This is a genomic window from Coleofasciculus sp. FACHB-712 (assembly GCF_014695635.1).
In the GTDB taxonomy this organism is placed as follows: domain Bacteria; phylum Cyanobacteriota; class Cyanobacteriia; order Cyanobacteriales; family FACHB-T130; genus FACHB-T130.
Genome location: NZ_JACJOQ010000562.1, coordinates 1 through 22,015, shown reverse-complemented (window position 1 = coordinate 22,015; position 22,015 = coordinate 1). Strand labels below are relative to the sequence as shown.

The 22,015-nt window shown below is 43.8% G+C and carries 18 protein-coding genes, 1 other RNA gene and 2 pseudogenes; 16 read left to right on the top strand and 5 right to left on the bottom strand.

Annotated features, from left to right (window positions below; translation table 11 throughout):
* Positions 1–134: 134 nt before the first annotated feature.
* From H6F50_RS20230 to H6F50_RS20195, 8 genes are all read left to right on the top strand, one after another.
* Positions 135–1,187 carry a glycosyltransferase gene (locus H6F50_RS20230; RefSeq protein WP_190430092.1) on the top strand — a complete coding sequence of 351 codons (1,053 nt, stop codon included), beginning with the start codon at positions 135–137 and terminating at the stop codon, positions 1,185–1,187.
* A gap of 399 nt (positions 1,188–1,586) precedes the next feature.
* A complete protein-coding gene (locus H6F50_RS20225) occupies positions 1,587–2,411 on the top strand; it encodes a DUF6817 domain-containing protein (protein WP_190430091.1) in 825 nt (274 codons plus the stop codon).
* Between the two features lie 70 nt (positions 2,412–2,481).
* Positions 2,482–3,513, top strand: coding sequence for a glycosyltransferase family 2 protein (locus H6F50_RS20220; RefSeq protein ID WP_190430090.1), 1,032 nt, complete (start codon positions 2,482–2,484; stop codon positions 3,511–3,513).
* A 53-nt stretch (positions 3,514–3,566) separates the two neighbouring features.
* Positions 3,567–4,505 (top strand): beta-1,6-N-acetylglucosaminyltransferase, encoded by a 939-nt coding sequence (locus H6F50_RS20215; protein WP_190430089.1) that lies wholly within the window; start codon positions 3,567–3,569, stop codon positions 4,503–4,505.
* Positions 4,506–4,522: 17 nt separating this feature from the next.
* Positions 4,523–5,545, top strand: coding sequence for a glycosyltransferase family 2 protein (locus H6F50_RS20210; RefSeq protein WP_190430088.1), 1,023 nt, complete (start codon positions 4,523–4,525; stop codon positions 5,543–5,545).
* Positions 5,546–5,665: 120 nt separating this feature from the next.
* Positions 5,666–6,463 (top strand): FkbM family methyltransferase, encoded by a 798-nt coding sequence (locus H6F50_RS20205; RefSeq protein ID WP_190411177.1) that lies wholly within the window; start codon positions 5,666–5,668, stop codon positions 6,461–6,463.
* A 915-nt stretch (positions 6,464–7,378) separates the two neighbouring features.
* Complete coding sequence (locus H6F50_RS20200) at positions 7,379–8,344, top strand: beta-1,6-N-acetylglucosaminyltransferase (protein WP_190430087.1); 966 nt, start codon at positions 7,379–7,381, stop codon at positions 8,342–8,344.
* 79 nt (positions 8,345–8,423) lie between these two features.
* Positions 8,424–10,742, top strand: a complete 2,319-nt coding sequence (locus H6F50_RS20195; RefSeq protein WP_190430086.1) for a hypothetical protein — start codon at positions 8,424–8,426, stop codon at positions 10,740–10,742.
* Between the two features lie 363 nt (positions 10,743–11,105).
* On the opposite strand, the gene H6F50_RS20190 is transcribed toward H6F50_RS20195, so the two are convergent.
* Together H6F50_RS20190 and H6F50_RS20185 are read right to left on the bottom strand one after the other, a co-directional pair.
* A complete protein-coding gene (locus H6F50_RS20190; RefSeq protein ID WP_190430085.1) occupies positions 11,106–11,903 on the bottom strand; it encodes a WecB/TagA/CpsF family glycosyltransferase in 798 nt (265 codons plus the stop codon).
* Between the two features lie 251 nt (positions 11,904–12,154).
* Positions 12,155–12,718 (bottom strand): 2'-5' RNA ligase family protein, encoded by a 564-nt coding sequence (locus tag H6F50_RS20185; protein WP_190430084.1) that lies wholly within the window; start codon positions 12,716–12,718, stop codon positions 12,155–12,157.
* A 59-nt stretch (positions 12,719–12,777) separates the two neighbouring features.
* On the opposite strand from H6F50_RS20185, the gene H6F50_RS20180 reads away from it, so the two are divergent.
* The 3 genes from H6F50_RS20180 to H6F50_RS20170 all read left to right on the top strand — a co-directional run bounded on the left by H6F50_RS20180 (position 12,778) and on the right by H6F50_RS20170 (position 13,703).
* A complete protein-coding gene (locus H6F50_RS20180) occupies positions 12,778–13,044 on the top strand; it encodes a YciI family protein (RefSeq protein ID WP_190411182.1) in 267 nt (88 codons plus the stop codon).
* Positions 13,045–13,106: 62 nt separating this feature from the next.
* Positions 13,107–13,203: signal recognition particle sRNA small type (gene ffs, locus H6F50_RS20175), an RNA gene on the top strand.
* 110 nt (positions 13,204–13,313) lie between these two features.
* Positions 13,314–13,703, top strand: coding sequence for a phasin family protein (locus H6F50_RS20170; protein ID WP_190430083.1), 390 nt, complete (start codon positions 13,314–13,316; stop codon positions 13,701–13,703).
* Here H6F50_RS20170 and H6F50_RS20165 read toward each other — a convergent pair.
* Positions 13,700–13,843, bottom strand: a complete 144-nt coding sequence (locus tag H6F50_RS20165; RefSeq protein WP_190430082.1) for a hypothetical protein — start codon at positions 13,841–13,843, stop codon at positions 13,700–13,702. The two genes, H6F50_RS20170 and H6F50_RS20165, sit on opposite strands and share 4 nt — an antisense overlap.
* An 89-nt stretch (positions 13,844–13,932) precedes the next feature.
* Between H6F50_RS20165 and H6F50_RS20160 the strand changes: the two genes are divergently transcribed.
* The 3 genes from H6F50_RS20160 to H6F50_RS20150 all read left to right on the top strand — a co-directional run bounded on the left by H6F50_RS20160 (position 13,933) and on the right by H6F50_RS20150 (position 16,784).
* Positions 13,933–14,346, top strand: a complete 414-nt coding sequence (locus H6F50_RS20160; protein ID WP_190430081.1) for a hypothetical protein — start codon at positions 13,933–13,935, stop codon at positions 14,344–14,346.
* Positions 14,347–14,463: 117 nt separating this feature from the next.
* Positions 14,464–14,895, top strand: a complete 432-nt coding sequence (gene queF / locus H6F50_RS20155) for a preQ(1) synthase (protein WP_190430080.1) — start codon at positions 14,464–14,466, stop codon at positions 14,893–14,895.
* Between the two features lie 227 nt (positions 14,896–15,122).
* A complete protein-coding gene (locus H6F50_RS20150; protein ID WP_190430079.1) occupies positions 15,123–16,784 on the top strand; it encodes a glycosyltransferase family 39 protein in 1,662 nt (553 codons plus the stop codon).
* 68 nt (positions 16,785–16,852) lie between these two features.
* On the opposite strand, the gene H6F50_RS20145 is transcribed toward H6F50_RS20150, so the two are convergent.
* Positions 16,853–18,277: a cytochrome c biogenesis protein gene (locus H6F50_RS20145; protein WP_190430078.1), complete on the bottom strand. Its 1,425-nt coding sequence runs from the start codon at positions 18,275–18,277 to the stop codon at positions 16,853–16,855.
* Between the two features lie 53 nt (positions 18,278–18,330).
* Positions 18,331–19,065: a cytochrome c biogenesis protein CcdA gene (locus tag H6F50_RS20140; RefSeq protein WP_190411189.1), complete on the bottom strand. Its 735-nt coding sequence runs from the start codon at positions 19,063–19,065 to the stop codon at positions 18,331–18,333.
* A gap of 658 nt (positions 19,066–19,723) precedes the next feature.
* Between H6F50_RS20140 and H6F50_RS27730 the strand changes: the two are divergent.
* Together H6F50_RS27730 and H6F50_RS27275 are read left to right on the top strand one after the other, a co-directional pair.
* A pseudogene (locus tag H6F50_RS27730) lies at positions 19,724–20,182 on the top strand (PAS domain-containing protein); the annotation flags it as partial.
* Between the two features lie 711 nt (positions 20,183–20,893).
* Positions 20,894–21,904, top strand: a pseudogene (locus H6F50_RS27275) (ATP-binding protein); the annotation flags it as partial.
* Positions 21,905–22,015: the final 111 nt, after the last annotated feature.

Below are 22,015 nucleotides of genomic sequence, written 5' to 3'. Positions count from 1 at the left end.
CCTGCCCAAGCGACACCGGGCAACTACACAGTACAGACTTTAAACACAAACAAGTTTTTTCCCTATCTAGCTGAGTTGATGCATAGCAAACAAAACAGCCGATAAATTGTTTAGTCTTTAGCGAGGAGTTCCTGATGTTAGATCCCCAAGTTACGATTGTTGTTTCACCCCGCGAACGTTTCAGCTGCGCCCGCGAGTCGCTGGAAAGCATTTACGAACATACATCAGTCCCATTCAAGTTAGTTTACGTAGATGGGGGTTCACCCGCTCACATTCAGCGTTATTTGCAACAGCAAGCGACTGAAAAAGGATTTCAAATCATTCGCACCGATCACTACCTCACTCCAAACCGCGCCAGAAACCTCGGTCTGAGTCAGGTTACAACCAAGTATCTCGTCTTTATCGATAACGATGTGATCGTCAGCCCAGGCTGGTTGGAAAGCTTAGTTCAGTGCGCTGAAGAGACAAACGCTACCGTAGTGGGTCCCCTGACCTGCCAAGGCACTCCGGTACACGAAATTGTCCATTTTGCCGGTGGAGAAGCCCACATTTGGCTGGAAAAAGTCGGCGAAAACCCCAGACGGCGTCTCCGCGAGAAAATGTACAAGCAAGGTCAGAAAGTAGCGGAGGTGCGACCCAAGCTCAAACGTCAACAAACCGAACTAGCAGAATTCCATTGCGTGCTGGTTCGCGCTGAAATCTTTGAGAAAGTCGGCTTGCTCGATGAACAAATGTTCAATACTAAAGAACACCTCGATTTCTGCATGACAGTCGTTGAGGCGGGTGGTAGCGTTTACTTTGAGCCAGCGTCTCTTGTCACTTATGTTCCAGGCCCGCCACTGAAGCCTTCAGATATGCTCTTCTATATGCTGCGTTGGAGCGACGCTTGGGAACTCAATAGCTTGCACCGCTTGCGCGATAAATGGAATTTGGACGAGGACGGGTACTTCAAATATCGCTACAAGCGCCTGGGATGGCGGCGATACGTGACAATCCTGAATCCAATTGGTAGCCGCCTGACTTTAGGTCTTGCTGGGGGCGGAGTCGCAAAAGTGTTGCGTCCTCTAGATAAGGTGTTTAACCGTTATCTCACGAATCGTCAGGCTCGCCTGCAAGCGAAAGGGCTACAACCTCAGATGCCTGCAATACCGGAGAAGAAGCCTACAGTGACGGCATCGTCCCGTTAGGTTGGCGTGTAAGGGTGTAGAACGACGAAACGAAGGTGCCAAAAGAAGGTGCGATCGCTTCGACGATAAATACCCTTACACAGCCAAAACCTAAGTCTTCATCCAGAAAACAAGTGGGGAAAGCGATCGCAATCCACAGACTTTTTTAGTCGTACTCCTACCTTGGAAAAGTGGATGCTATTACTAAACTTGTTCTGTGTTAAGCGATTCCCCGCTTTTTCAGGAACGCTCCTGTTGAAATTGAAATGTTGTTTGGGTTTTCCTTCTTCAGAGAGACGTTTTGCCTAAGCCGTTCAATGATTGTTAATTTTTTTAAATGCACTTGACTTAGACAAAATCAATGGACTTCGCCTAAGCCAAGTGCAACAAAAATGAAGCATTCCAATCAAAAGCAAAATTATGCACTCTTTTGCTCAAACAAACATTCAACTCTTCAACCAGCTACGTGCAGAAGGCTACTCGAGCAACGATATTAACCGCATCCGTGATGCTTATCAGCTGACAATGCAGCTGTTCACAGGTGCTTTTCGAGCCTCAGGTAAGACGTTTATTGCCCATCTAGTCAGCACTGCTAGTATCCTGGTTTCTCTTCATGTACCTGCAAAGATAGTAGCAACAGGTCTGCTTCATGCTACCTATACTCATGGTGACTTTGGAAACGGGAAAAAAGGCATTTCTAATGCCAAACGCGAACAGGTAAAACGTGTTGTTGGCAAAGAGATTGAGGAGTATCTTGCTAGATATGCAACGCTGTCCTGGAATAAAAAGACGATTCCCGCTATTTTTCACCGCATTGATACGCTCGATCCGCTTGATCGCGATATTCTTTTGGTGCGCTTAGCCAATGAGCTAGAGGAATACTTGGATTTTGGCATTGTTTATTGTGGAGATTTCAAACATCAACAATACATTAATTATGACGGTCATCTGATCGTAGAAATGGCAGAAAAGTTAGGTTTTCCTAATTTAGCTACTCAACTAACAGAAGCATTTAAAGAAACTGCCTCCGCTGAAATACCTAGGGAACTTTGTAACACAAACGCTCAAGATGTTTCGTTTCGTCTTGCACCAAAGTCCTACCAGAAGCGGCTGTCACTCACCTTTTATAATTTGTTGATTCATAAACCGCGTCGTTTAGTTTCTGCCATAGCCCGTAAATTTGGTAATTTGCGTCCCAGTACTTCCATGACAAAGGATGTTCCTACTATAAGTCAGTCAGAGTAAGGGGGCAGTTAATCACAAGGAAGTGCTGGCTGTAGCAAATATTAATTTTTCACAATTTTTCAAAATTAAAATGAAAAAAATTTCTGTCATAATTCCGGTTTATGGAGTCGAAAAATATATAGCTGCTACAGTGCAATCAGTTTTAGACCAAACCTATAAACATTTTGAACTTCTAATTATTGATGATGGTTCTCCCGATCGAAGTGTAGAAATTTGTCAGCAATTCCAAGATCCTCGAATTCAAATTATTCGCCAGCAGAATAGCGGAGTTTGCGCCGCTCGAAATACAGGAATTCGCCATGCTCAAGGAGAATATCTGGCTTTTTTAGATGGAGACGATTTGTGGCTGCCAGAAAAGCTGGAAAAACATATTGAGCATCTAGAAAATTCACCAACTGTCGGGCTTAGCTTTAGCCGCTCTGCTTTTATTGACGAAGCGGGGCAGCCATTAGGTATCTATCAAATGCCTAAACTCAAGGATATTGCTCCACCCTTGATCCTCTGCCGTAACCCGATTGGAAATGGCTCAGTTCCGGTGATTCGGCGAGAGGTTTTTGAAGCTATTAAGTTTCAAGATGCTCCTCAGGGTACTGCAAAAGATTGTTATTTCGATGAAAGATTGCGACATTTTGAAGATGTCGAATGCTGGCTTCGCATTTCCTTGAAGACTGATTGGCAAATCGAAGGCATTCCTGAAGCTTTGACGCTGTACCGGGTAAATGCTGGGGGCGCTTCAGCAAATCTGCTTAAGCAGTTAGAAGACTTGGAAAAGGTGCTGGAAAAAACCCGCTCCTATGCTCCAGATTTGATTGCTCAGTATGGAAACCCAGCTAAAGCCTACGAGTTGCGGAAATTAGCCCGGTGGGCAGTCCGGCTGAAAGCTGCCCCAACCGCTGTAGACATGGCTCACCGCGCCTTATCTACCCACTGGCGCATGATTCTTGACGAACCCCGGCGGACACTTTTGACGTTGGGAGCTGCCTATTCGCTGTGGCTACTGCCACGTCCTCTCTACCGCCAGATGGAAAGTTTTGCCTTAAAAATGACAGGAGCCGCCCAAAAACGACGCATTCTTCAAGATCGTTCCCGTCAATTGGCATAATGATAGAACCTTTTTTATAAACACCCGCTCGCCATCAAAATAGGTTGCAGAATATGAGGGTTGTCTACCTGATCCAAACCCATACCAATCCGGAGCAAATTTATCGGCTGGTTAAAGTTATTAAAAAGTCCAGTAATGACTCTTATATAGTGATGAGTCATAACTTTAATGCTAGTCAAATAGATGTAGAACTCTTCGAGAGTTTACCGAATGTTAAAGTACTAAGAGCTAAGAAAGTTGGAAGAGGCGATTTCTCGATAACCCAAGCTTATTTGGATGTTATTGACTGGATTTTAACCCAGAATATTCAATTTGATTGGCTAGCTAATCTTACAGGTCAAGACTATCCGACTCAATCGCTCTCAAAATTTGAGAATTTTCTGGCTGCAACCGAGTACGATGGATTTTTTGATTATTTTAATGTGCTTTCTGATAAGTGTACTTGGGGAGCTAAAGATGGGCGCGATCGCTACTTCTATCAATACTGGTGGTCAGGTATAGAATTAGCCAAGTGGCAAAGAGCCTTATTCAAACCTTTTCGAGTTCTTATTAATAATGTTCAGCCTTTTGTGCGGATTGATTCTTCCTATGGACTCATCATCGGGCAACGGGCCGCTTCAGCTCCATTTAATGACAAATTTGTATGCTATGGAGGCTCTTACTTTAAAACAATTTCTAGACAATGCATTCAATACATTCATGATTTTTGCTCTGCCAATCCTGATTTGGTGAACTACTACAAGAAAGTTCGCCTTCCCGATGAATCTTTTATGCAAACCATCTTATTAAATAGTGGGTTGTTTAATTTTTATCCCCGCAATATGCGCTATATTGATTGGGAGAACAGCCGACACGGTCATCCCCGCATCCTCACATCTGAAGATTTTCCAAATTTAATTAAAGATAAATATTACTTTGCTAGAAAATTTGACATGAACCGGGACAGCAAAGTATTAGATATGCTTGACGAAAGAATTTTTCAAGCAACTTAAAGAAAATGGTACTTTTCATGAAAAAATTTTCGGTTATTATTCCAGCCTACGGAGTAGAAAATTATATAGCTGCTGCAATTGAATCGGTTCTAGCTCAAACATACAAAAATTTTGAAATTATTGTAGTTGATGACGGCTCTCCCGATAGAACTGTAGAAATTTGCCAGCAGTTTATAGACCCTAGAATTAAAATCGTTAGCCAGAAAAATAGAGGACTCGCTGGAGCAAGAAACACCGGAATCCGCCATGCTCATGGCGACTATTTAGCTTTTTTAGATGGCGATGACCTTTGGCTACCGGAAAAATTAGAGAAACATCTCGAACATTTAGATAATTCCTCGACGGTAGGGATTAGTTTTAGCCGTTCTGCTTTTATCGATGCAACAGGAAATCCCTTGGGTACGTATCTGATGCCCAAGTTCAAGGACATTACACTACCCGATTTACTTCGCGACAATCCAGTCGGAAATGGTTCTGCTCCCGTAGTTCGGCGAGAGGTATTTGAAGAGATTAAATTTCAAGATAATCTTTACGGGACTGTTGAAGATTTTTATTTTGATGATAATTTTCGTCAGGCAGAGGATATAGAATGCTGGCTTCGCATCCTCCTCCAAACCAACTGGCAAATTGAGGGGATTCCTGAAGCGCTGACACTGTATCGGGTAAACGCGGGAGGTCTTTCAGCTAGTTTGCTGAAGCAATTAGAAGCTCTCGAAAGGGTAATTGAAAAAACACGCTCCTACGCTCCAGAATTAATCGCTGAATGGGAAAACCCTACTAAAGCATATCAACTGCGATATTTAGCGAGAAGTGCAGTCCGTTTAAAAGCAGGCTCAATGGCTGTGCAGCTAATGCACCGAGCCTTGGCTGCTCACTGGCGCATCCTTTTGGAGCAACCCCGCCGCACGCTGATGACCTTAGCAGCTGCCTACTTGCTCTGCTTCTTACCCCATCCTGTTTATTACCAAATAGAGGCTCTTGCTGCCAAAATGACTGGGCTTATTCAAAGACGCCGTATTCTTCAAGATCAGTCTAGCTAATCTTTATAATCAACATTTTTATACTTCTAATAAAATTAATCTAACTGCTTCAATAAAACCTTGACGTTGCATTAATTGATGTTAGTATAGTGGCGTTTTAGTGACTGGAGCAGCTAGACCATGAAAATTTTCTTAGAAATAAAAAACTTTTTCAAAGAAACAATTAAGGGTTCATTTCTCGATCCGGTCGTTAGACCATTTTTAGATATAGTAAATCCTCCTAGACGCAGTGACATTCTTAATAGACAAGACAATGCTTTCACGATTGAAATAATGTCTTGTGTTTTAGCAAAAGACTCAAACTGTATTGATGTTGGTTGTAACACGGGCGATTTACTTGACAAAATTTTACAGTTTTCACCTCTAGGATTTCATTATGCATTTGAGCCAATACCACGGTTAGCCAGTAGGCTTAGAAAAAAATTTCCAACTGTTGAGGTAAGAGAAACAGCTTTGAGTGATTCGGAGGCAGAAACTACTTTTTGGTATGTAGTGAATGCTCCTGCTGTAAGTAGCCTGGATAAAGAATGCTGTAAAAGCCATATTCCTGATGCACTTATGGAACCAATCACTGTTAAAACTCAGAGACTTGATGATGTATTAGCCCCAGACCTTAAGATTCATTTCATCAAGGTAGATGTAGAAGGGGTAGAATTGCAGGTTTTTAGAGGTGCTATCAGAACATTAAAAACTTATAAACCTTACTTAGTTTTTGAAAGTGGCTTAATTAATTCTCAAGAATGGGTTGATGGCACATTGAAAGACGGAAAATGGCATGATAGCAGAATTTACGATCTGCTTGTCAATGAGTGTGGTCTAAAAATTTTTAAGCTAAAAAATTGGGTAGATGGTTTAGCTCCGCTGAGTCGAGATGAATTTCTAAAATCTTCTGCTTGGAATTTTTTAGCAATGCCTTAGTAACAGAAAAATTTGCCTGAATACTTGTTGAGCTATCTGCAAAGTGGCAATTAGCTAATTTTCTAGTACTTTTTATTATGCTAGTTTTGTGCAGGCAAGATTGGTATTGCTTGTTACTGTTATTTTAATTTTAAAGGAAATATATTAATGTTTTACTTTAGGCGGACAAATCGCATAAGTAAAGTCTATCTTAAGGGGGACGCTTGCACCATAGGCACTGTAACAAGATGTAAAGCGTAAAGCGACTAGGATTGCAAGCGTGGCTTGAGTCCCTTAAAGAGTTCCTTAGACTGGGATTTTAATTATGACCATAGCTGTAAATGTAAAAAATTGGGTGCAACGAAAAGGTCATAGCCTGTCGTGAAGAATCTAATTTTGTACACCATTACTGAATTTGGACATGGTTAAAAGACAGAGATTTTTTTCCTAGGGTACAGAGTTTAGTATCTATGTCTATGTGGGTGAAACAATAAAACAAGGTTCGGTTGAAAACCGGGAACCAAATAAACCCACATTTCGTCTATATACCAGGTTTACTATTTACCATTCTGAACTTAACTATTCTAGAGTGCCTGATTTCCAGTGAAAGCACCTATTTACTGCTGTTTTAACTTTGTCGATGCTATTGCAGTTAAACAGTTTTAGTTAAGTTCTTGAACACAGATTTCTCTGTCAATTTATGGCTTTGCTTGCACAAAATCACCAGTATTTATTATGCAGGCATTTCTAGTTTGACAATTTTTGCAAATTTTGTTCTTACCGCATAGAGAGCAGATAATCAGGTTTTTTTTAATACCTTGATCGGGTTGAATCTACCTATCTCTACTTAGGGTACATTCGAAGTGTTATGCACAACACTTTGGCAGATTGCTGCGTTCACTTTTTCGTGCAGTTGTTTTCTGGAGGTTAAAGATCGTGAAAGTTTTATATCTGATTCAAAGTCATAAAAATCCCGAACAGATTTTTAGACTGGTGCAAACTCTAAAAAAATCAAGTCCCCAATCTCAGATATTGATTAGCCATGACTTTAGGGGTTGCCATTTAGACGTAACGGCCTTTCACGAATTCCCAGGAGTGAATGTAATTAGGGGTACGGGAGGACGAGGAGATTTTTCGATTGTTCAAGGTTATCTGAATGCCATTGACTGGCTTTTTAGCCATAATGTTGAGTTTGATTGGCTTGCCAATATTACAGGTCAAGACTATCCGATTCAACCACTACCAAAAATCGAGAAGTTTCTTGCGGAATCACCGTTTGATGGCTTTTTAGAGTATTTTGATGTACTTTCAGATTTAGAGGGAAATCTTTGGGGAAGCCGGGAAGGTAGCGATCGCTATCTCTATCAGTACTGGCGTTCGGGTCAATATTTACCACTGTGGAAACGCGCTATCGTCAAAATTCCTCGCATGGTCATTAATAATGTCCAGCCTTTGGTGAGAATAAATTCTTCCTATGGGCTGATGCTAGGAGTTCGTACGACTTCATCTCCATTCAATGAAAACTTTAAATGCTATGCAGGGTCTTACTTCAAGACTCTATCGAGGAAGTGTGTCGAATATTTACATCATTTTTGCCAGCATAACCCCGAGCTAATTAATTACTATAAAAAGACTTGTATTCCTGATGAATCTTTTGTCCAAACGGTTTTAGTCAATAGCGGGCAATTTCATTTGTGTAACGACTATAAACGCTATATTGATTGGACTGGGACTCGCCACGGTCATCCTCGTACTCTAAATGCTGAAGATTACTCAGCAATTATAAGAAGGGACGTTCACTTTGCCCGAAAATTCGATATGACGCAGGACAGCAGAATTTTAGATATGCTTGATGCAAGAGTTTTAAAAGAAAGTAGCCCAGTCACCTTAGGCATTAGTTAAGACTTAACCCGTCAAATCTGTATAGTCAGCTATAATTCCTTAGTTGGAAGTAGCTGATTATGGGATTTGAGGCTCAACGATGCTTAATGCAGCTATTAATCATTGGTCAACCATTGAAGCGATCGCTAATGTTACATTTGCAGGGCTGGCAAGCGTCCAACCAGTTCTGACTAGCTTATTAATCTTCGCCATCGGGATTTGCCTCGCCCATATCGCCTTCAAGCTGATTACTAAATTTAGCGCCCAACCAAGCCTTTCGTTAGCTCGAACGGTTCGCCTTGCTGTCATTGCTCTGTTTGCCACAGTCGCACTTCAGCACATCTGGCTTGCTAGCAACATCCTTAACGGTGCATCAGGACAGGCAGAAGTCGTCACTTCCCGCAATTACCGAACCAATGTGTCTTTGGGGGAGACGAATGTTGCAATAGGCGGAGGGGGCTATGTTACGGGTATTTTTCTGCATCCGCTACAGAAGGATCTTGTTTACATCAAAACTGATGTGGGTGGCTTCTATCGTTGGAATTCAGTAAATAAAAGCTGGGTACCGCTAACTGACCACTTTCCACTAGAGAAGAGCAATTACTACGGCGGAGAAGCCCTAGCCCTCGATCCAAAAGATCCAAATATTGTTTATATTGCCGCAGGCAAATACGTCTGGGATGAGCCTGGAACTATCTTTAAGTCTAACGATCGAGGTGCAACCTGGAAAAAGCTGGATTTGGACTTGCCAATGGGCGGCAACCAAGATAGGCGGGAGGTAGGCGAGAGACTCGTCATCAATCCATTTAATTCCAAGATGATTTTATTTGGTTCGCGGCGCGATGGGCTTTGGAAATCTTTAGATGCTGGCGCGAACTGGGCTAAAGTGACTTCTTTTCCCGGAAAGCCGGAAAAAGATATCGGCATCACAGCAATTGTCTTTGACAAAGATAAGCCTGGCTTAGTCTATGCCAATGCCTATGGTGATGGAATTTATAAATCTACTAACACAGGCATTACCTGGAGCAAGATTGACGGAAGCCCAAAAAAAGCGATGCGGCTAGTGACAAGTCGCAATAACACTCTCTACACAACAATTAATGGAAGTCCTGGAGTTAGAAAGTATACAGATGGAGATTGGAAAAACATTACTCCACAAGGCTCCAAAGAGGATTTTAATGGGTTGAGCATTAACCCTGCTAATCCTAAAGATATTCTTGTTTCTACAAAAGAGAGAAAAAATACTAAAATTTACCGCTCATTCGATAGCGGAACTACATGGAAAGAGCAGAAGCGATCGCTTAACAATACCGTTCCTTGGTGGTCTAGCTATATGCTCTCCAATCCTTCTGTCTCTGCGATTGAGTTTGACCCCCACGTTTCTGGAAGAGTTTGGTTTACCGATTGGTACGGAATATGGCGGACAGACAATATTAACAAACAACCCTCTGCCTGGACGAACTATCAAAAAGGACACGAAGAGCTTGTCACCTTCACCTTAACTGCGCCTCCGAGTGGCGCGTTGTTGTTGAGTGGGGTGGCAGATGTAGACGGGTTTTACCACAACAAGGGATTAGACAATTATCCATCTAAAACCTTTAGTGCTAGTGGCCCTTCGTTCCAGGATACCTACAGCATTGCCTACTATGAAAAAGCTCCCCTGCAAATGGTGCGCGTTGGCGGTAATCGCTGGAACAATACTTATTCGGGAGCAACTTCGACAGACGGCGGCTTAACTTGGAAAGAATTTGCTTCATTTCCAAAAGACACGATGCCGATGCGTATAGCGATGTCAGCAACTAATCCAAAGTTATTTGTTGTCACTGTTAGTGGAGATAAAGCTCTCCGCACAGATGATGGAGGCGCTTCGTGGAAAGAAATTACTGGCTTACCCAAGGGTTCCAAGGGACCTTGGAATTGGTCTTTGCCGCTGGCAGCAGACAAAGTGGATGGTAACACGTTTTATTACTATAAGAATGGCAAATTCTATCAAAGTACCGATGGAGGTTTGTCTTTTAAAGTCGTGAATTCATCACTTCCCGATGAAAGTTGGCACTCGCTAAGAACCGTATCTGGAGTTAAAGGTGAAATTTGGCTGAGTCTCGATAAGAAACAACTTTACCATTCGACAGACGATGGCAAGACCTTCTCTAAGATGAATGCAGTTAAGAGATCCTATTTGTTTTCTTTAGGAAAACCACAGCAGGGAAGCACGATTCCAGCACTGTATGTGTACGGAGAAATTAATAATATGGGCAAAGGAATCTTCCGTTCTCTCGACAGAGGGAAGACATGGCAAAGGATTGGTAATCCGAAAAATCCGATTGGCAATAGCCCAAATGTGATGGAAGCAAGCTTGCAGCAGTTTGGTTTAGTTTTTATTGGTACAAATGGCAGAGGAATTTACTATGGCAATTAGTAATCCAGCAGGAACATCCTCCTAAGGCGGCAAGCAAATACATCTCGTGACGCAGTTGTAGCGAAGGGGTTCGGAATGCGCTCGGCCCTTACAATCTATTTAGAACCCCAGCCTTACCCGTTTACCGGAAAGAAAGAGCTTGAGGAAAGGTGGGAGAAATTTCTCAAGTAGTCTAATTCAAGTAGTCTAATCGCCTGCCAAGATATCTCATCACAAAAATAGACGTTCCGTGGAACGTCCATCATACAACCATAAATTTTAACAGAAAGCCTATAGCTGCTAAGGCTGCTTACCCTACGACAAGCAAGCTACAGCATCACAACAATAGGTACTTTACAAACGTCCCTTCATATAAGAATTTTTTTATTCCCACTTAACTCGTTCTAATTTCACAGATTTCTTCTCTGCCTGAAAAGGCTTTTTATAAAGGTTAAGCTTTTGTTTCAAAATTAACCAGAAGAAAGGCATATCGTCTATTAAATATCTTTTCCATAACCTTTGTGGCTCGGATAAAAGTCTATGTAACCACTCTATTCCTGCGTCGCTCATCCACTGTGGAGACCTTGGTTTATGGCCTGCTTCAAAGTCAAGAGATGCGCCAACAGACAAGAATACTTTGATATTGGGTAATTTATTTTTATACTTCAATATCCACTTTTCTTGTTTAGGGGCACCGACGCCAATGGCTAAGACTGTAGCGCCTGACTTATTAATCCTGTCAATAATTTCTAGGCATTCTTTTTCGCTCTTTTCAAATCCGAAAGACGGCGAATGAGAAGCAACTATAATATTTCTGCCTACTTGGTTATTGATTCGCTCTTGAGCTTTACGAGCCACTCCTTCAGCGGCACCCAGCAAGAAAATCTTAACGCTTTCATTGTCCTTGTGGTGCATATAGAAAGCGGGAAATAAATCTGAACCCGACAGTTTTTCTTTAATCGGCGTTCCCAAAAATTTAGAAGCGTACAATACTATTTGACTGTCACACACTTTATAAGTAGCGATATTGTAAGCTTTGTAGAAATCTCCATCGGTTTGCAGCTTCATCAGGTGGTCTACGTTTGGCGTAAATACGATACCACCTTCCCGATCAAGTTTGGTTAATAGCTCTGCTCTTGACAAGTTGTCAATGGATACATTAAGTACATTAACTTTTTTCATTGACTCCTCTCACTTTAGCAATCTACTCGTGTGGGGACAGCACACTAATAACAACACAATAGTGAGAGTCAAGCTTGCACTACCTCTACCATGAGAGAGGACAAATCTTTATCAACGTTTATTCCCTCGGATAGATTGGAAAATTGAGTGAACAAGATTCGCTATTATAGTGAGGGTTTTTCTGAGCGAAAGAAAAAAGGTTGCGATCGCGCCACAACCAGCCGCAACCTTGGCTGAAAGGCTTGCCCTGTTTACCTCCGGCGCGCTAAACAAGGGAATTCGGCGCTTACTTCCCATCGTTCCCCTGTATGAATCAGTAGGGTTAGCTGAGCAGCAGTGAACTCAAACTCTAACGATCGCCCCTGAAATTCAGCCCATGCTGCATGAAAGTTTTGCCGTGTCAAGTCTCTAAAGGCAACAGTCATGTGAGGAGCAAAGGGACGCTGCTTGGAAACCGCATCGACAATTCCCAAGTTTGTCTCCATATCGGTCATTAAATCGGCTTGTAACGCTAGCAGTTCCGGCGTCTTAAGAACATTGATGTAAATAACACGGGGTGGAAAAGCTCCAAACCCTTTCAGGGTAATGAAGACAGGGGAACGATGGGAAGCAAACGTTCTCAAGCATTCTTCCAGCACTGGCACTGCCTCTACCTGCCATTCAAACGGCGGTTGCAGCGTGATATGCGGGGGAGATTTCTGGGCACCTTTGCTAGCATAGGTTTGGGCGAAGTGCTGCTGAATCTCTTTGGCGTAGTCTTGAATCTCTTGCGGCGGCAAGAGAGCGATAAAGAAGCGGCGTTTTGTATTGTCCAAGAACTTCCAGCGGTAGTTTACTTGTTAAATAGATATAGCCAGATAAGGGAAGAAAGTGAATGCCCTGGTTTGTAAAGATTGAAGAAGGCATCGTTGATAAACCGATCTTTGATAAATCTGTACCGGCGCACAAAGCTTATGTCCAGGATTTGATTACCAAAGGATATCAGGCGCGTAGCGGCTACTGGCTGGAACGGCGAGGCGGCATGATGCTATTTGAGGCGTCTTCACTGGAGGAGGCGCGCGCAATTGTCTCACTCGATCCGCTGGTGCAAAACGGCTGCGTCAAGTATGAACTTTATGAGTGGCGAGTGGTTGCCGAATAAAAGCGAATCCTTGATTGCCGCCAGAGGTTTCAATTTTCAGTGAATGATGTTATGCTTTAGATGATCTGGACCCATGCGATCGCAACGCCTAAACCTTGTCAGAACCGGAAGGTAGCAGCAACACGGGATGCTTGTGATAGGCGTGGTATCCGGATCACCCGAATCGCCGCCTCGCCCTCGTTTGCCTTGTAATTGGTGGGCAGTTTCTCGATTTCACGCTTATGCTGGAATCAGCAGATACTTGCAGATTAAAGGAGCGACTTATTGCGATGGCTGGTTTTGGAGATATTGTTCAAAAAGCGTTTTACTTAGGGGTTGGCTTAGCTGCCTCTGCGGGTGAGAGAGCTGGGGGAAAGTTAACTGAGTTGCGATCGCAAGCTCAAAAGCTAGCCGATGAAATGGTAGCAAAAGGCGAGATGACAACAGACGAAGCCCGCCGGTTTGTCGATGATATGATGAAACAAGCCCAGCAGGCACCCGTTGAGCCATCCACTAGCAGCACCCAACCCGGTGAGCCGCGGCGGATTGAAATTCTCTCAGAAGATGAAGAGCCGAAGTCGGTAGCAGCTCCAAATGCGGCTCCAAATAATGATGTGGACGCGATGCGCCAACAGGTGCAAGCACTACAGGACGAACTGCGTCGGCTAAAGCGCGATTAGCTTTGCAGTAATGAACGATAAACTGCAAACAGCTGAATCGTTAGCTGCATAGGCAAGAGCGAGTCGCTGCGAAGAGCATCACACGCCTTGCGATCGCGCAAGGCAACGGGTGCTAATCTATAGCATTGCGATCGCATCATGGATTCGCACTATTTAGAATAGAATTGCAGATTAATTGGCGTCATCGCGTCGCCGGTAAAAACTAAGCCTTTTGTGCTGAGTATCCAAAATGGAAGAGTGGCAAAAAGATTTTTTCGAGATGATGGAAGCAGTCGCTGATGAAGTAGAGCAATTCTTCGTTGGCATCACAGAAGTAGTAGACGCTGTTGCCGAAAGCGTGCAAACTACAATTGCAACCGATCTCAATCAGTGTTTGCAGGAATTATTTGAACCGATCGCTGAAATTTATTTAGAATTTGAAGAAATTGTGGGTGAAGGTGAGCAGCCTTTTTCCTATATGGTGGATACTGTTGAACCCACCCCACAAAAAAATCCTGCATGTATGGGTTGTCACCATTACCACGGACAAGCTTATGGTGGAAACCTGTTAGTCTGCGCCATGCATCCCTATGGCTGGGATGATAAAAATTGTCCAGATTGGGAGGGTAGTACAGATCCGTTCAATTCTAGAGATATTTTCTGAACAAAGCAGGTGAAGAAGGCTGAAAAAGCTTGACCTGCATTCATATTCAAGGGTTATTAGTCCTTTATTTGTTATAAATGACTAATAACTAACGACCCACGTTTGCTACCACTACTGATGAGTCAGTCGCCAACACAACAACAATTATCATCTGAAACGCCGCTCTCGGAAATGAAATACGGTGAGCGAAATATTTCTGAAGGACAATTAATTACCTTCCCCAATCCGCGAGTCGGACGCCGCTACGACATTCACATTACTCTACCAGAGTTTACCTGTAAGTGTCCGTTTTCTGGCTATCCTGACTTTGCCACCATCCATATTACCTATGTTCCCGATCAAAGGGTAGTGGAACTGAAGGCGATCAAGCTTTATATCAATAGTTACCGCGATCGCTACATCTCCCACGAAGAATCCATCAATCAAATTTTGGATGACTTTGTGGCAGCTTGCGATCCTTTAGAAGCCACTATCAAAGGGGATTTCGCGCCCCGCGGTAATGTTCACACAGTCATTGAAGTGCGTCATCAAAAGTCCTCTGACGCCTAGATAGCAGCAAAAAAATTCACTTGCATCTGGCTACTTCCACCTGGTTTAAAAATTATCTTTTTCAGAAAGCCCGTTGGACGGGCTTTCTGCTTTGTGTCATCAAAAGCCTATCTTATCGGCTCAAAAAATAGACACAATATCAGTCTCAGGGTGAATGATAACTTCCATTGGCACGCCTAACATTTCGCAAAGCTTCCCGGCTTTTTAGATTACGAAATGGAGGTTTCATGGCAGTTGCACAAAGCCTTAACCATGTTAAGAATAGGTTAACTCAAACAAAGCTACTTCCTCCAAGCTGGTTACAATTTTTTATCATTGTCTTGCTGGTACTAGGAGTATTCTTTCGAGTCGTCAACCTAGACCGAAAAGTCTACTGGGGCGATGAGACGCTGACTTCATTACGGATTGCGGGTTACACCAAGGCAGAATTAGTCCAAGAATTCTTTGATGGACATCTGATTGGCGTCGAAGATTTGCAGAAGTTTCAACAACCCAATTCGGAAAAAGGTGTAAGCGGAACCATCAACTCGATAGTGGTCGATACTCCCCAGCATCCGCCCCTCTATTTTTTGATGGCAAGATTTTGGGTACAACGATTTGGCTATTCACCAGGGATAATCAGAAGCTTGTCCGCCTTAATTAGCTTGCTAGCTTTTCCTTGCATCTATTGGCTATGCCAAGAATTATTTGGATCTTCCTTAGCAGGATGGATAGCGATCGCACTCATCGCCGTCTCCCCGTTTCAAGTTCTCTACGCCCAGGAAGCACGACCTTATAGTTTGTGGATTGTGGCGATCTTACTATCGAGTGCGGCACTGCTGCGAGCGATGCGGCTGGGAAATAGAGACACCAAAACCCTTATTTCCACTTGGGGGCTGTATGCAGCAACGCTAGCACTGGGAATTTATACCCAGTTATTTTTTGCGTTGGTTGCGATTGGACATGGAATTTATCTATTGACAATCGAAAAATTCCGATTCACTAAAACAGTCTTTGCCTATTTGCTGGCATCTTTGGCTGGTTTGCTCACATTTGTGCCTTGGCTTTTAATTCTAATTGCTAATTCATCTACCGTTGAAAAGACAACAGATTGGTCTCGCCAGAAAGAAAGCCTGTTTTCTTGGGTGAAAGCTTGGACTCGCAATATCACTCGGACATTTCTTGATACAGATCCAGCAGGAGGAGTGATTGAGTTTGGATTTAACAATCAATGGACAGAATTTATCCGACTGACACTGGTAGGAATGATTTTATTCCTGTCAGGATATGCAATTTATTTTATGTGTCGTAACACTGGCAAGCAAGTTTGGTTATTTGTTTTAACTTTGCTTGGGGTAACTGCCCTTCCCTTTATTTCCAGAGATCTAATCTCCGGAGGAGGATTGTCAGGTTCAACTCGACATCTAGTTGCTGTTTATTTGGGGATTCAGCTAGCAATTGCTTACTTACTGGCTACTAAAATTAGTTTGCCTTCGAGAAGTGCAAAGGTACAAAAACTATGGCAATTTGTGCTTGTTGCAGTAGTTTCGAGTGGTGTTATATCCTGTGCCATCAGTTCTCAACAAGAAATCTGGTGGAATAAAGCTCTCTCTCAAACTGAATACAATCCAAAAGTAGCCCAAATCATCAACAAAACAGCTCATCCGCTTTTGATCAGCAATGAGAAACTAAACTTTTTTCTTCCTTTAACCTATGCACTGGAACCGAAAGTGCGGCTTCAATTAGTCGTTAAACCAAATGTGCCTCAGATTCCAGATGGGTTCAGTGATGTGTTTTTATACAGGAGTTCCAAGGAATTAAGAAAGGCACTACAAAAGCAGAACTACAAAATAGAGCCTGCATACCAAACGGGTCAAGTTTGGCTTTGGAAACTAGAAAAAAAGGTGTGAGTGGAAGACGTTATTTGTTGGTAGAGGGGCGATTCATCGCGCCTCTACCAACCCACATCAAAAATGGTTTAGGACTGGGTCGCGATCGCTTCTATCTCAACAACTGGCACTTCCTCCTGAGACGGATGACTGACTCGATCCAAAATTTCCAACAGTTCCCGTTCAAAAGCAACCTGTGCGCGGTTAGTTCTGCCGCCGACATAGAAGCGAATCTCCTTCTGAGACGCTGCACTAACCCCTTCTTGTAGCGCCCAAATTTGCGAATGAGAAAAATAACTCATAACCACACCCAGCATCAGCAAACCAAAGCCAGCATAAACAAACGGGATACCCGGATCGGCTTTTATTTGCAAGCCAGTGCTACCGATTACTTCATCAATGCTCAGCCTGACTCCATTCACAGGTACCGACATCCCGGCGCGAATAGTATTGATTAGCTGACCCTTTGGGTTATAAAGCATCAGTGTTCCCTGCAAATCCTTTGCAATTAAGGCAACTCCCTCACTCAAATCCGGTTTAGTGGGAATCCAAGTTCCCCAGATTCGACCCTTGCTGACAGTATTTAATGACGCCATCGGCAACTGTAAAACTGGGCTATTATTCAGCCGCACCTGGATACCTGCAATTCCCCAATCTGTTTGATAAAGCGTCACACCTCGGTAACGCAGCGGCTGGTTGACGTGAATCGTTTGACGATCAACTTCTTGTCCTTGTTTATCCAAAACCGACAAATCGGAATAAAACTGGTCGATTCTGCCTTCAGGTGTATAGTCGATCCAAAAGCGATTTACCCGCACCGACCAATCTTTGGGAACTTGTGGTAGCGCCCAAGAACCCGCTTCGATGATGTTTTTTATCTGAAACGTATCGCCGCTGGCAACCATTTCCTGGGCGACAAAACCCGTGATACTCCCCCAAATTGCGCCCCCCAGAATAATTAACATACTGGCATGAACAACAATCGGGCCAATCCGCCCCACCAGACCTTTTCGGGCGTAAAGTTTATCTCTTTCTTGAAAAACTTTATAGCGCCGCTGCTGCAACAACTCGGTCAGTTTGTTTAGCGAACCTGTTTCGAGTTCCGCACTCAAGGCGAGTTTCTGAAATTGGCGGGGTTGGTCGTAAAACTTCCAGTGCTGTGCTGCTTTTAAAGCTGGAAACTGGCGGGTGAAGGTACAGGCAGTTAAGCTGCTGCCAAACAAAATTAGGAGTGATAAAAACCACCAGGTGCGATAAACACGATCCAATCCGACTACCTGGATTACCTTCCAAGTCAGGAAACCAAACAAAGCAGGATGCTCTGGATAGTTCGCTTGGTAGAAAGCGGGTGACTGACCCTGCTCAATGACCGTGCCAGAGATGCTGAAAAGCGCGATCGCTAATAGCAACGCGATCGCTAACCGCAAATCTGCCAGTAATGGCAACAACTCCTGTCGCCAAAACCGATAGGAAGTTGACCCTAAGTTTGAGAAAAAAGAATTTTTTGCAGTCATTTTTTGATAATTGATAATTGGTAATTGGTAATAGCGAGTGCTTTTGATTACCTTTAACCAATTGGAATCCGAGACAGCAGCGAAAATACCCCAAATCCAACCAAAAGCACACCACTAACGGGTGTAATCCAACTCGACCACTGGCGCAACTCTAGCAACTTCTTAATAGAGGCTGTAAAAGTTCCTGCCAAAATCAACGGTGCTACATAACCTGCTGTGTAGGATAGCAGCAAGACTGCACCTAATACCATGTCTTGCGTTGTGGCAACCCAACCCAGTAACGTTCCCAACACGGGAGTACTGCACGGGGACGCAACCACCCCAAAAGTTAGACCAATCAGATAGGAACGCACTCCCGCTGGTAATTCTTTGGAAATCCACTCCATCCCACCCCAAGCAGGCAACGGAAGGGGCAAAGCTTCTAGTAAATTTAGCCCCATTGCGATCGCAAGAATGCTCACCAGGATCGGCAAACCAAATCCCACTTGACCGTAGACGTTCCCCAGCAACGCCGCTAAGATACCAAGCCCTGCCAGCGTTGTTGCCAATCCCAAGGAAAACCAGGTAGCCTGGGCAGCTGCTTGGAGGCGGCTTTTGGTTTCATAGCCCCCAATGTAGCCAAGGGTGATGGGCAACATAGAAAGCATACAGGGGGTCAGACTGGTGAGCAATCCGGCTGCAAAGATAATGCCAATACTGATAACGCTGAGATGTTGCAGCTGGATAAAAACGAGACGGTTGGCAAATTCACTGAGTTCGTAAAGCTGGGTTTGCAGACTTTCAATCATGAGGAGGCTAGTTCGCGGAATGCTGATTCTGCTTGAATTTTAGCTTACTTGGAAGGGTAGAACCGGCGCGAAGGAAAGCGTCCGCATTGTTTGCTTGACAATAACACTCATCAATGTCTTTCATCAACGCAGGTTTCTCAAGAAATTTTTAACGCCGTTTCTATCAATTGCCCCATTAAGCTTGCAGCGAGTCTTTTATTCAAATGTTCTTAATTCAGTCGGCGGATGCATTAAATTGAATATTTCTTTAGTTGGATTAACGCAGGAAACCCAACACCTGTGAGGGTTACGCTATCGACAACCCATCCTACAAATCATTAATCCAGCCTACTGATTGTCAAGCCTAAAAAAGAAAATTTTTACTTTTTTCATAAAGGAATAATATTTTTTTTGTATTTCTTAACATTAAAGAACATTCAACATTAGAGTTTTTTTCCAAATTTAGGGAATCCTAAATACGGACACTAGGAGCCTATATTATTCCTCCTTTCCTTAACAGAGGGATGACTTCGCCAACGAACTGCGAGCATCATTGACTATTTAATTGGAAACTCCAAGAAGGTCGAGGAGAGTGCTATGTCCGTGTTGAATGTTGAATTTGAGCCGCTTAACTTAATTTCGATATATCTAAAACCAAAAGGTATAGAAGGAAGAATAGATGGTTACAAGTTATAGACGCAGTAAAACCAGTACCGGCAAATTGCAGAATCAAGAATCCTTGAAACTGCGTCAGCAAATTGCCGAGCTAGAGCAGACACTAGCCGATTGCAAGGAGGTCGAGAAAGAACTGCGTCAACGGGCGGAGATGTATGCACAAGTCTTAGATGCCATCCCAAATTTAGTAAAGTGCCAAAACTCCCAATCGCGCCTAGTTTATGCCAACAAAGCATTTTGCGACTTTTACGGCATGACACTGGAACAGCTTTGCGATCGCGATCCGACAGATATTCCTCTAAATAACCGGGATGCTACCCAACAGTCTGTCGTGGATGACGCCTATGTCGTGAATACCGGGCAGACGCTCCACATCTCTCAAGAACCTGTAACTCGTTACGATGGGCAAGTCTATTTATTTGACATCGTTAAAGTCCCTATTTTTAATGCTGAAGGCGAAGCTGTCAAAGTTGTGAAGTCCAGTCACGTAGCTTTAGGTGGCAACCTCTCCGACTCAGCCTTAATAGAAGTCAATTCAGCAGATATCCGGGGAGAACAGCGAGATAAATTAACCAACTCTCTCACTTACTTAAATAGCCAAATTATCGAGCGCAGGCAAGCAGAACAAGCTTTACAGGATCTGATCGCCGGAACCGCCTCAGTTACGGGCAAAGATTTCTACCCGATGTTTGCACAGCATCTAGCCGCAGCGCTTGGAGTTCGCTACGTTATCGTGGCAGAAGCATCCGCCTGGGAGGACGATACACCTGTCCGAGCCAAAGTGCTTTCCTTTTGGAATTCAGACAAATTGGGTGACAACTTTGAGTACGACTTAGTCCATACTCCTTGCGAAAGCATCTTTACACAAGAGACTCTGGTTGAAAACAACGGCATCAGTTGCTATCCCCAAAACGTCCAGTCATTCTTCCCCAAAGGCGAAGCTTTAGCGGCTTTGGGAGGAGAGTGTTTCCTGGGAGTTGCCCTTTTAGATTCAACATCCAGTAAGCCAATTGGTCATATTTGCTTTATCGATGATAAGCCCCTCGTGCAGGAGCAACGGGCAAAATCAATTATGAGCCTCTTTGCAGCACGAGTTAGCGCCGAACTGGAGCGCCAGCGGGCTGAGGAAGCGCTAGAGCGATCGCAAATACAACTGAAACTTTCCCACGAGCAACTAGAAAACTACAACCGGATGCTGGAGGGGAAAGTCCAAAAGCGAACGCTAAAACTGCAACAAGAAATACGCGATCGCCGAAAAGCTGAACAATCCGCTCAATCCGCCAACCGCGCCAAAAGCGAATTTCTCGCTAACATGAGCCACGAACTGAGAACCCCTCTCAACGGTATCCTCGGCTATGCCCAAATCCTCAAACGAGACAAAACCTTAAATGAGCCCCAAAAAGATGGTTTAGGCGTCATTCACCAGTGCGGCGAACATCTATTAACCCTGATCAACGACATCTTAGACCTCTCCAAAATAGAAGCCCGGAAAATGGAACTCCACTTGAGTCACTTTCATTTTCCCCAATTCCTTGAAGGCATCGTCGAACTGTGCCGCATTCGTGCCCAACAAAAAGACATCTACTTAACCTACCAACCGATCGCCCCGCTTCCAATGGCAGTCCAGGGCGATGAAAAACGGTTGCGGCAAGTCTTAATCAACTTACTTAGCAACGCGATAAAATTTACAACTACCGGCGGCGTCACCTTCCAAGCCAGCTATCAAGACGGAACATTCCGGTTTCAAGTAGAAGACACTGGCGTCGGTATGGCATCAGAGCAACTAGAAGAAATCTTCTTACCCTTCCACCAAGTCGGAGAGCGCGATCGCAAAAGCGAAGGCACCGGCTTAGGCTTGGCAATCAGCCGTCAATTAGTGCAAATGATGGGCAGCGAAATCAAAGTTAACAGCATCTTAGGTAAAGGTAGCGTTTTCTACTTTGATTTAGATTTACCCTTAGTTGACCAGTGGGCAGATGTCACCCAAATAGATGAACGCCCCATTATTCGTTACTTGGGCGACAAGCGCAAAATCCTCATCGCCGACGATCAATGGGAAAATCGCTCAATTCTAGTAAAAATGTTAGAGCCATTAGGTTTTGAAATTAGGGAAGCCACCGATGGTTTGGACTGTATAACCAAAGCACAGGAGTGGCAACCCCATGTAATTTTGATGGACTTAATAGACCTCTTGCACGAATCAGCTAACCAGAGCTAGCTCAAAGTTGATGATGCCTGCGAGTAGATGCACTCGGCGCGTAAAGTGCCGCCGTCGATTCCGATAGCGCTCAGCCAA

Coding starts and splice junctions, on each gene's coding strand:
- H6F50_RS20230 (WP_190430092.1), top strand. CDS start 135: ATGTTAGATCCCCAAGTTACGATTGTTGTTTCACCCCGCGAACGTTTC.
- H6F50_RS20225 (WP_190430091.1), top strand. CDS start 1,587: ATGCACTCTTTTGCTCAAACAAACATTCAACTCTTCAACCAGCTACGT.
- H6F50_RS20220 (WP_190430090.1), top strand. CDS start 2,482: ATGAAAAAAATTTCTGTCATAATTCCGGTTTATGGAGTCGAAAAATAT.
- H6F50_RS20215 (WP_190430089.1), top strand. CDS start 3,567: ATGAGGGTTGTCTACCTGATCCAAACCCATACCAATCCGGAGCAAATT.
- H6F50_RS20210 (WP_190430088.1), top strand. CDS start 4,523: ATGAAAAAATTTTCGGTTATTATTCCAGCCTACGGAGTAGAAAATTAT.
- H6F50_RS20205 (WP_190411177.1), top strand. CDS start 5,666: ATGAAAATTTTCTTAGAAATAAAAAACTTTTTCAAAGAAACAATTAAG.
- H6F50_RS20195 (WP_190430086.1), top strand. CDS start 8,424: ATGCTTAATGCAGCTATTAATCATTGGTCAACCATTGAAGCGATCGCT.
- H6F50_RS20190 (WP_190430085.1), bottom strand. CDS start 11,903: ATGAAAAAAGTTAATGTACTTAATGTATCCATTGACAACTTGTCAAGA.
- H6F50_RS20180 (WP_190411182.1), top strand. CDS start 12,778: ATGCCCTGGTTTGTAAAGATTGAAGAAGGCATCGTTGATAAACCGATC.
- H6F50_RS20170 (WP_190430083.1), top strand. CDS start 13,314: ATGGCTGGTTTTGGAGATATTGTTCAAAAAGCGTTTTACTTAGGGGTT.
- H6F50_RS20165 (WP_190430082.1), bottom strand. CDS start 13,843: ATGATGCGATCGCAATGCTATAGATTAGCACCCGTTGCCTTGCGCGAT.
- H6F50_RS20160 (WP_190430081.1), top strand. CDS start 13,933: ATGGAAGAGTGGCAAAAAGATTTTTTCGAGATGATGGAAGCAGTCGCT.
- queF (WP_190430080.1), top strand. CDS start 14,464: ATGAGTCAGTCGCCAACACAACAACAATTATCATCTGAAACGCCGCTC.
- H6F50_RS20150 (WP_190430079.1), top strand. CDS start 15,123: ATGGCAGTTGCACAAAGCCTTAACCATGTTAAGAATAGGTTAACTCAA.
- H6F50_RS20145 (WP_190430078.1), bottom strand. CDS start 18,277: ATGACTGCAAAAAATTCTTTTTTCTCAAACTTAGGGTCAACTTCCTAT.
- H6F50_RS20140 (WP_190411189.1), bottom strand. CDS start 19,065: ATGATTGAAAGTCTGCAAACCCAGCTTTACGAACTCAGTGAATTTGCC.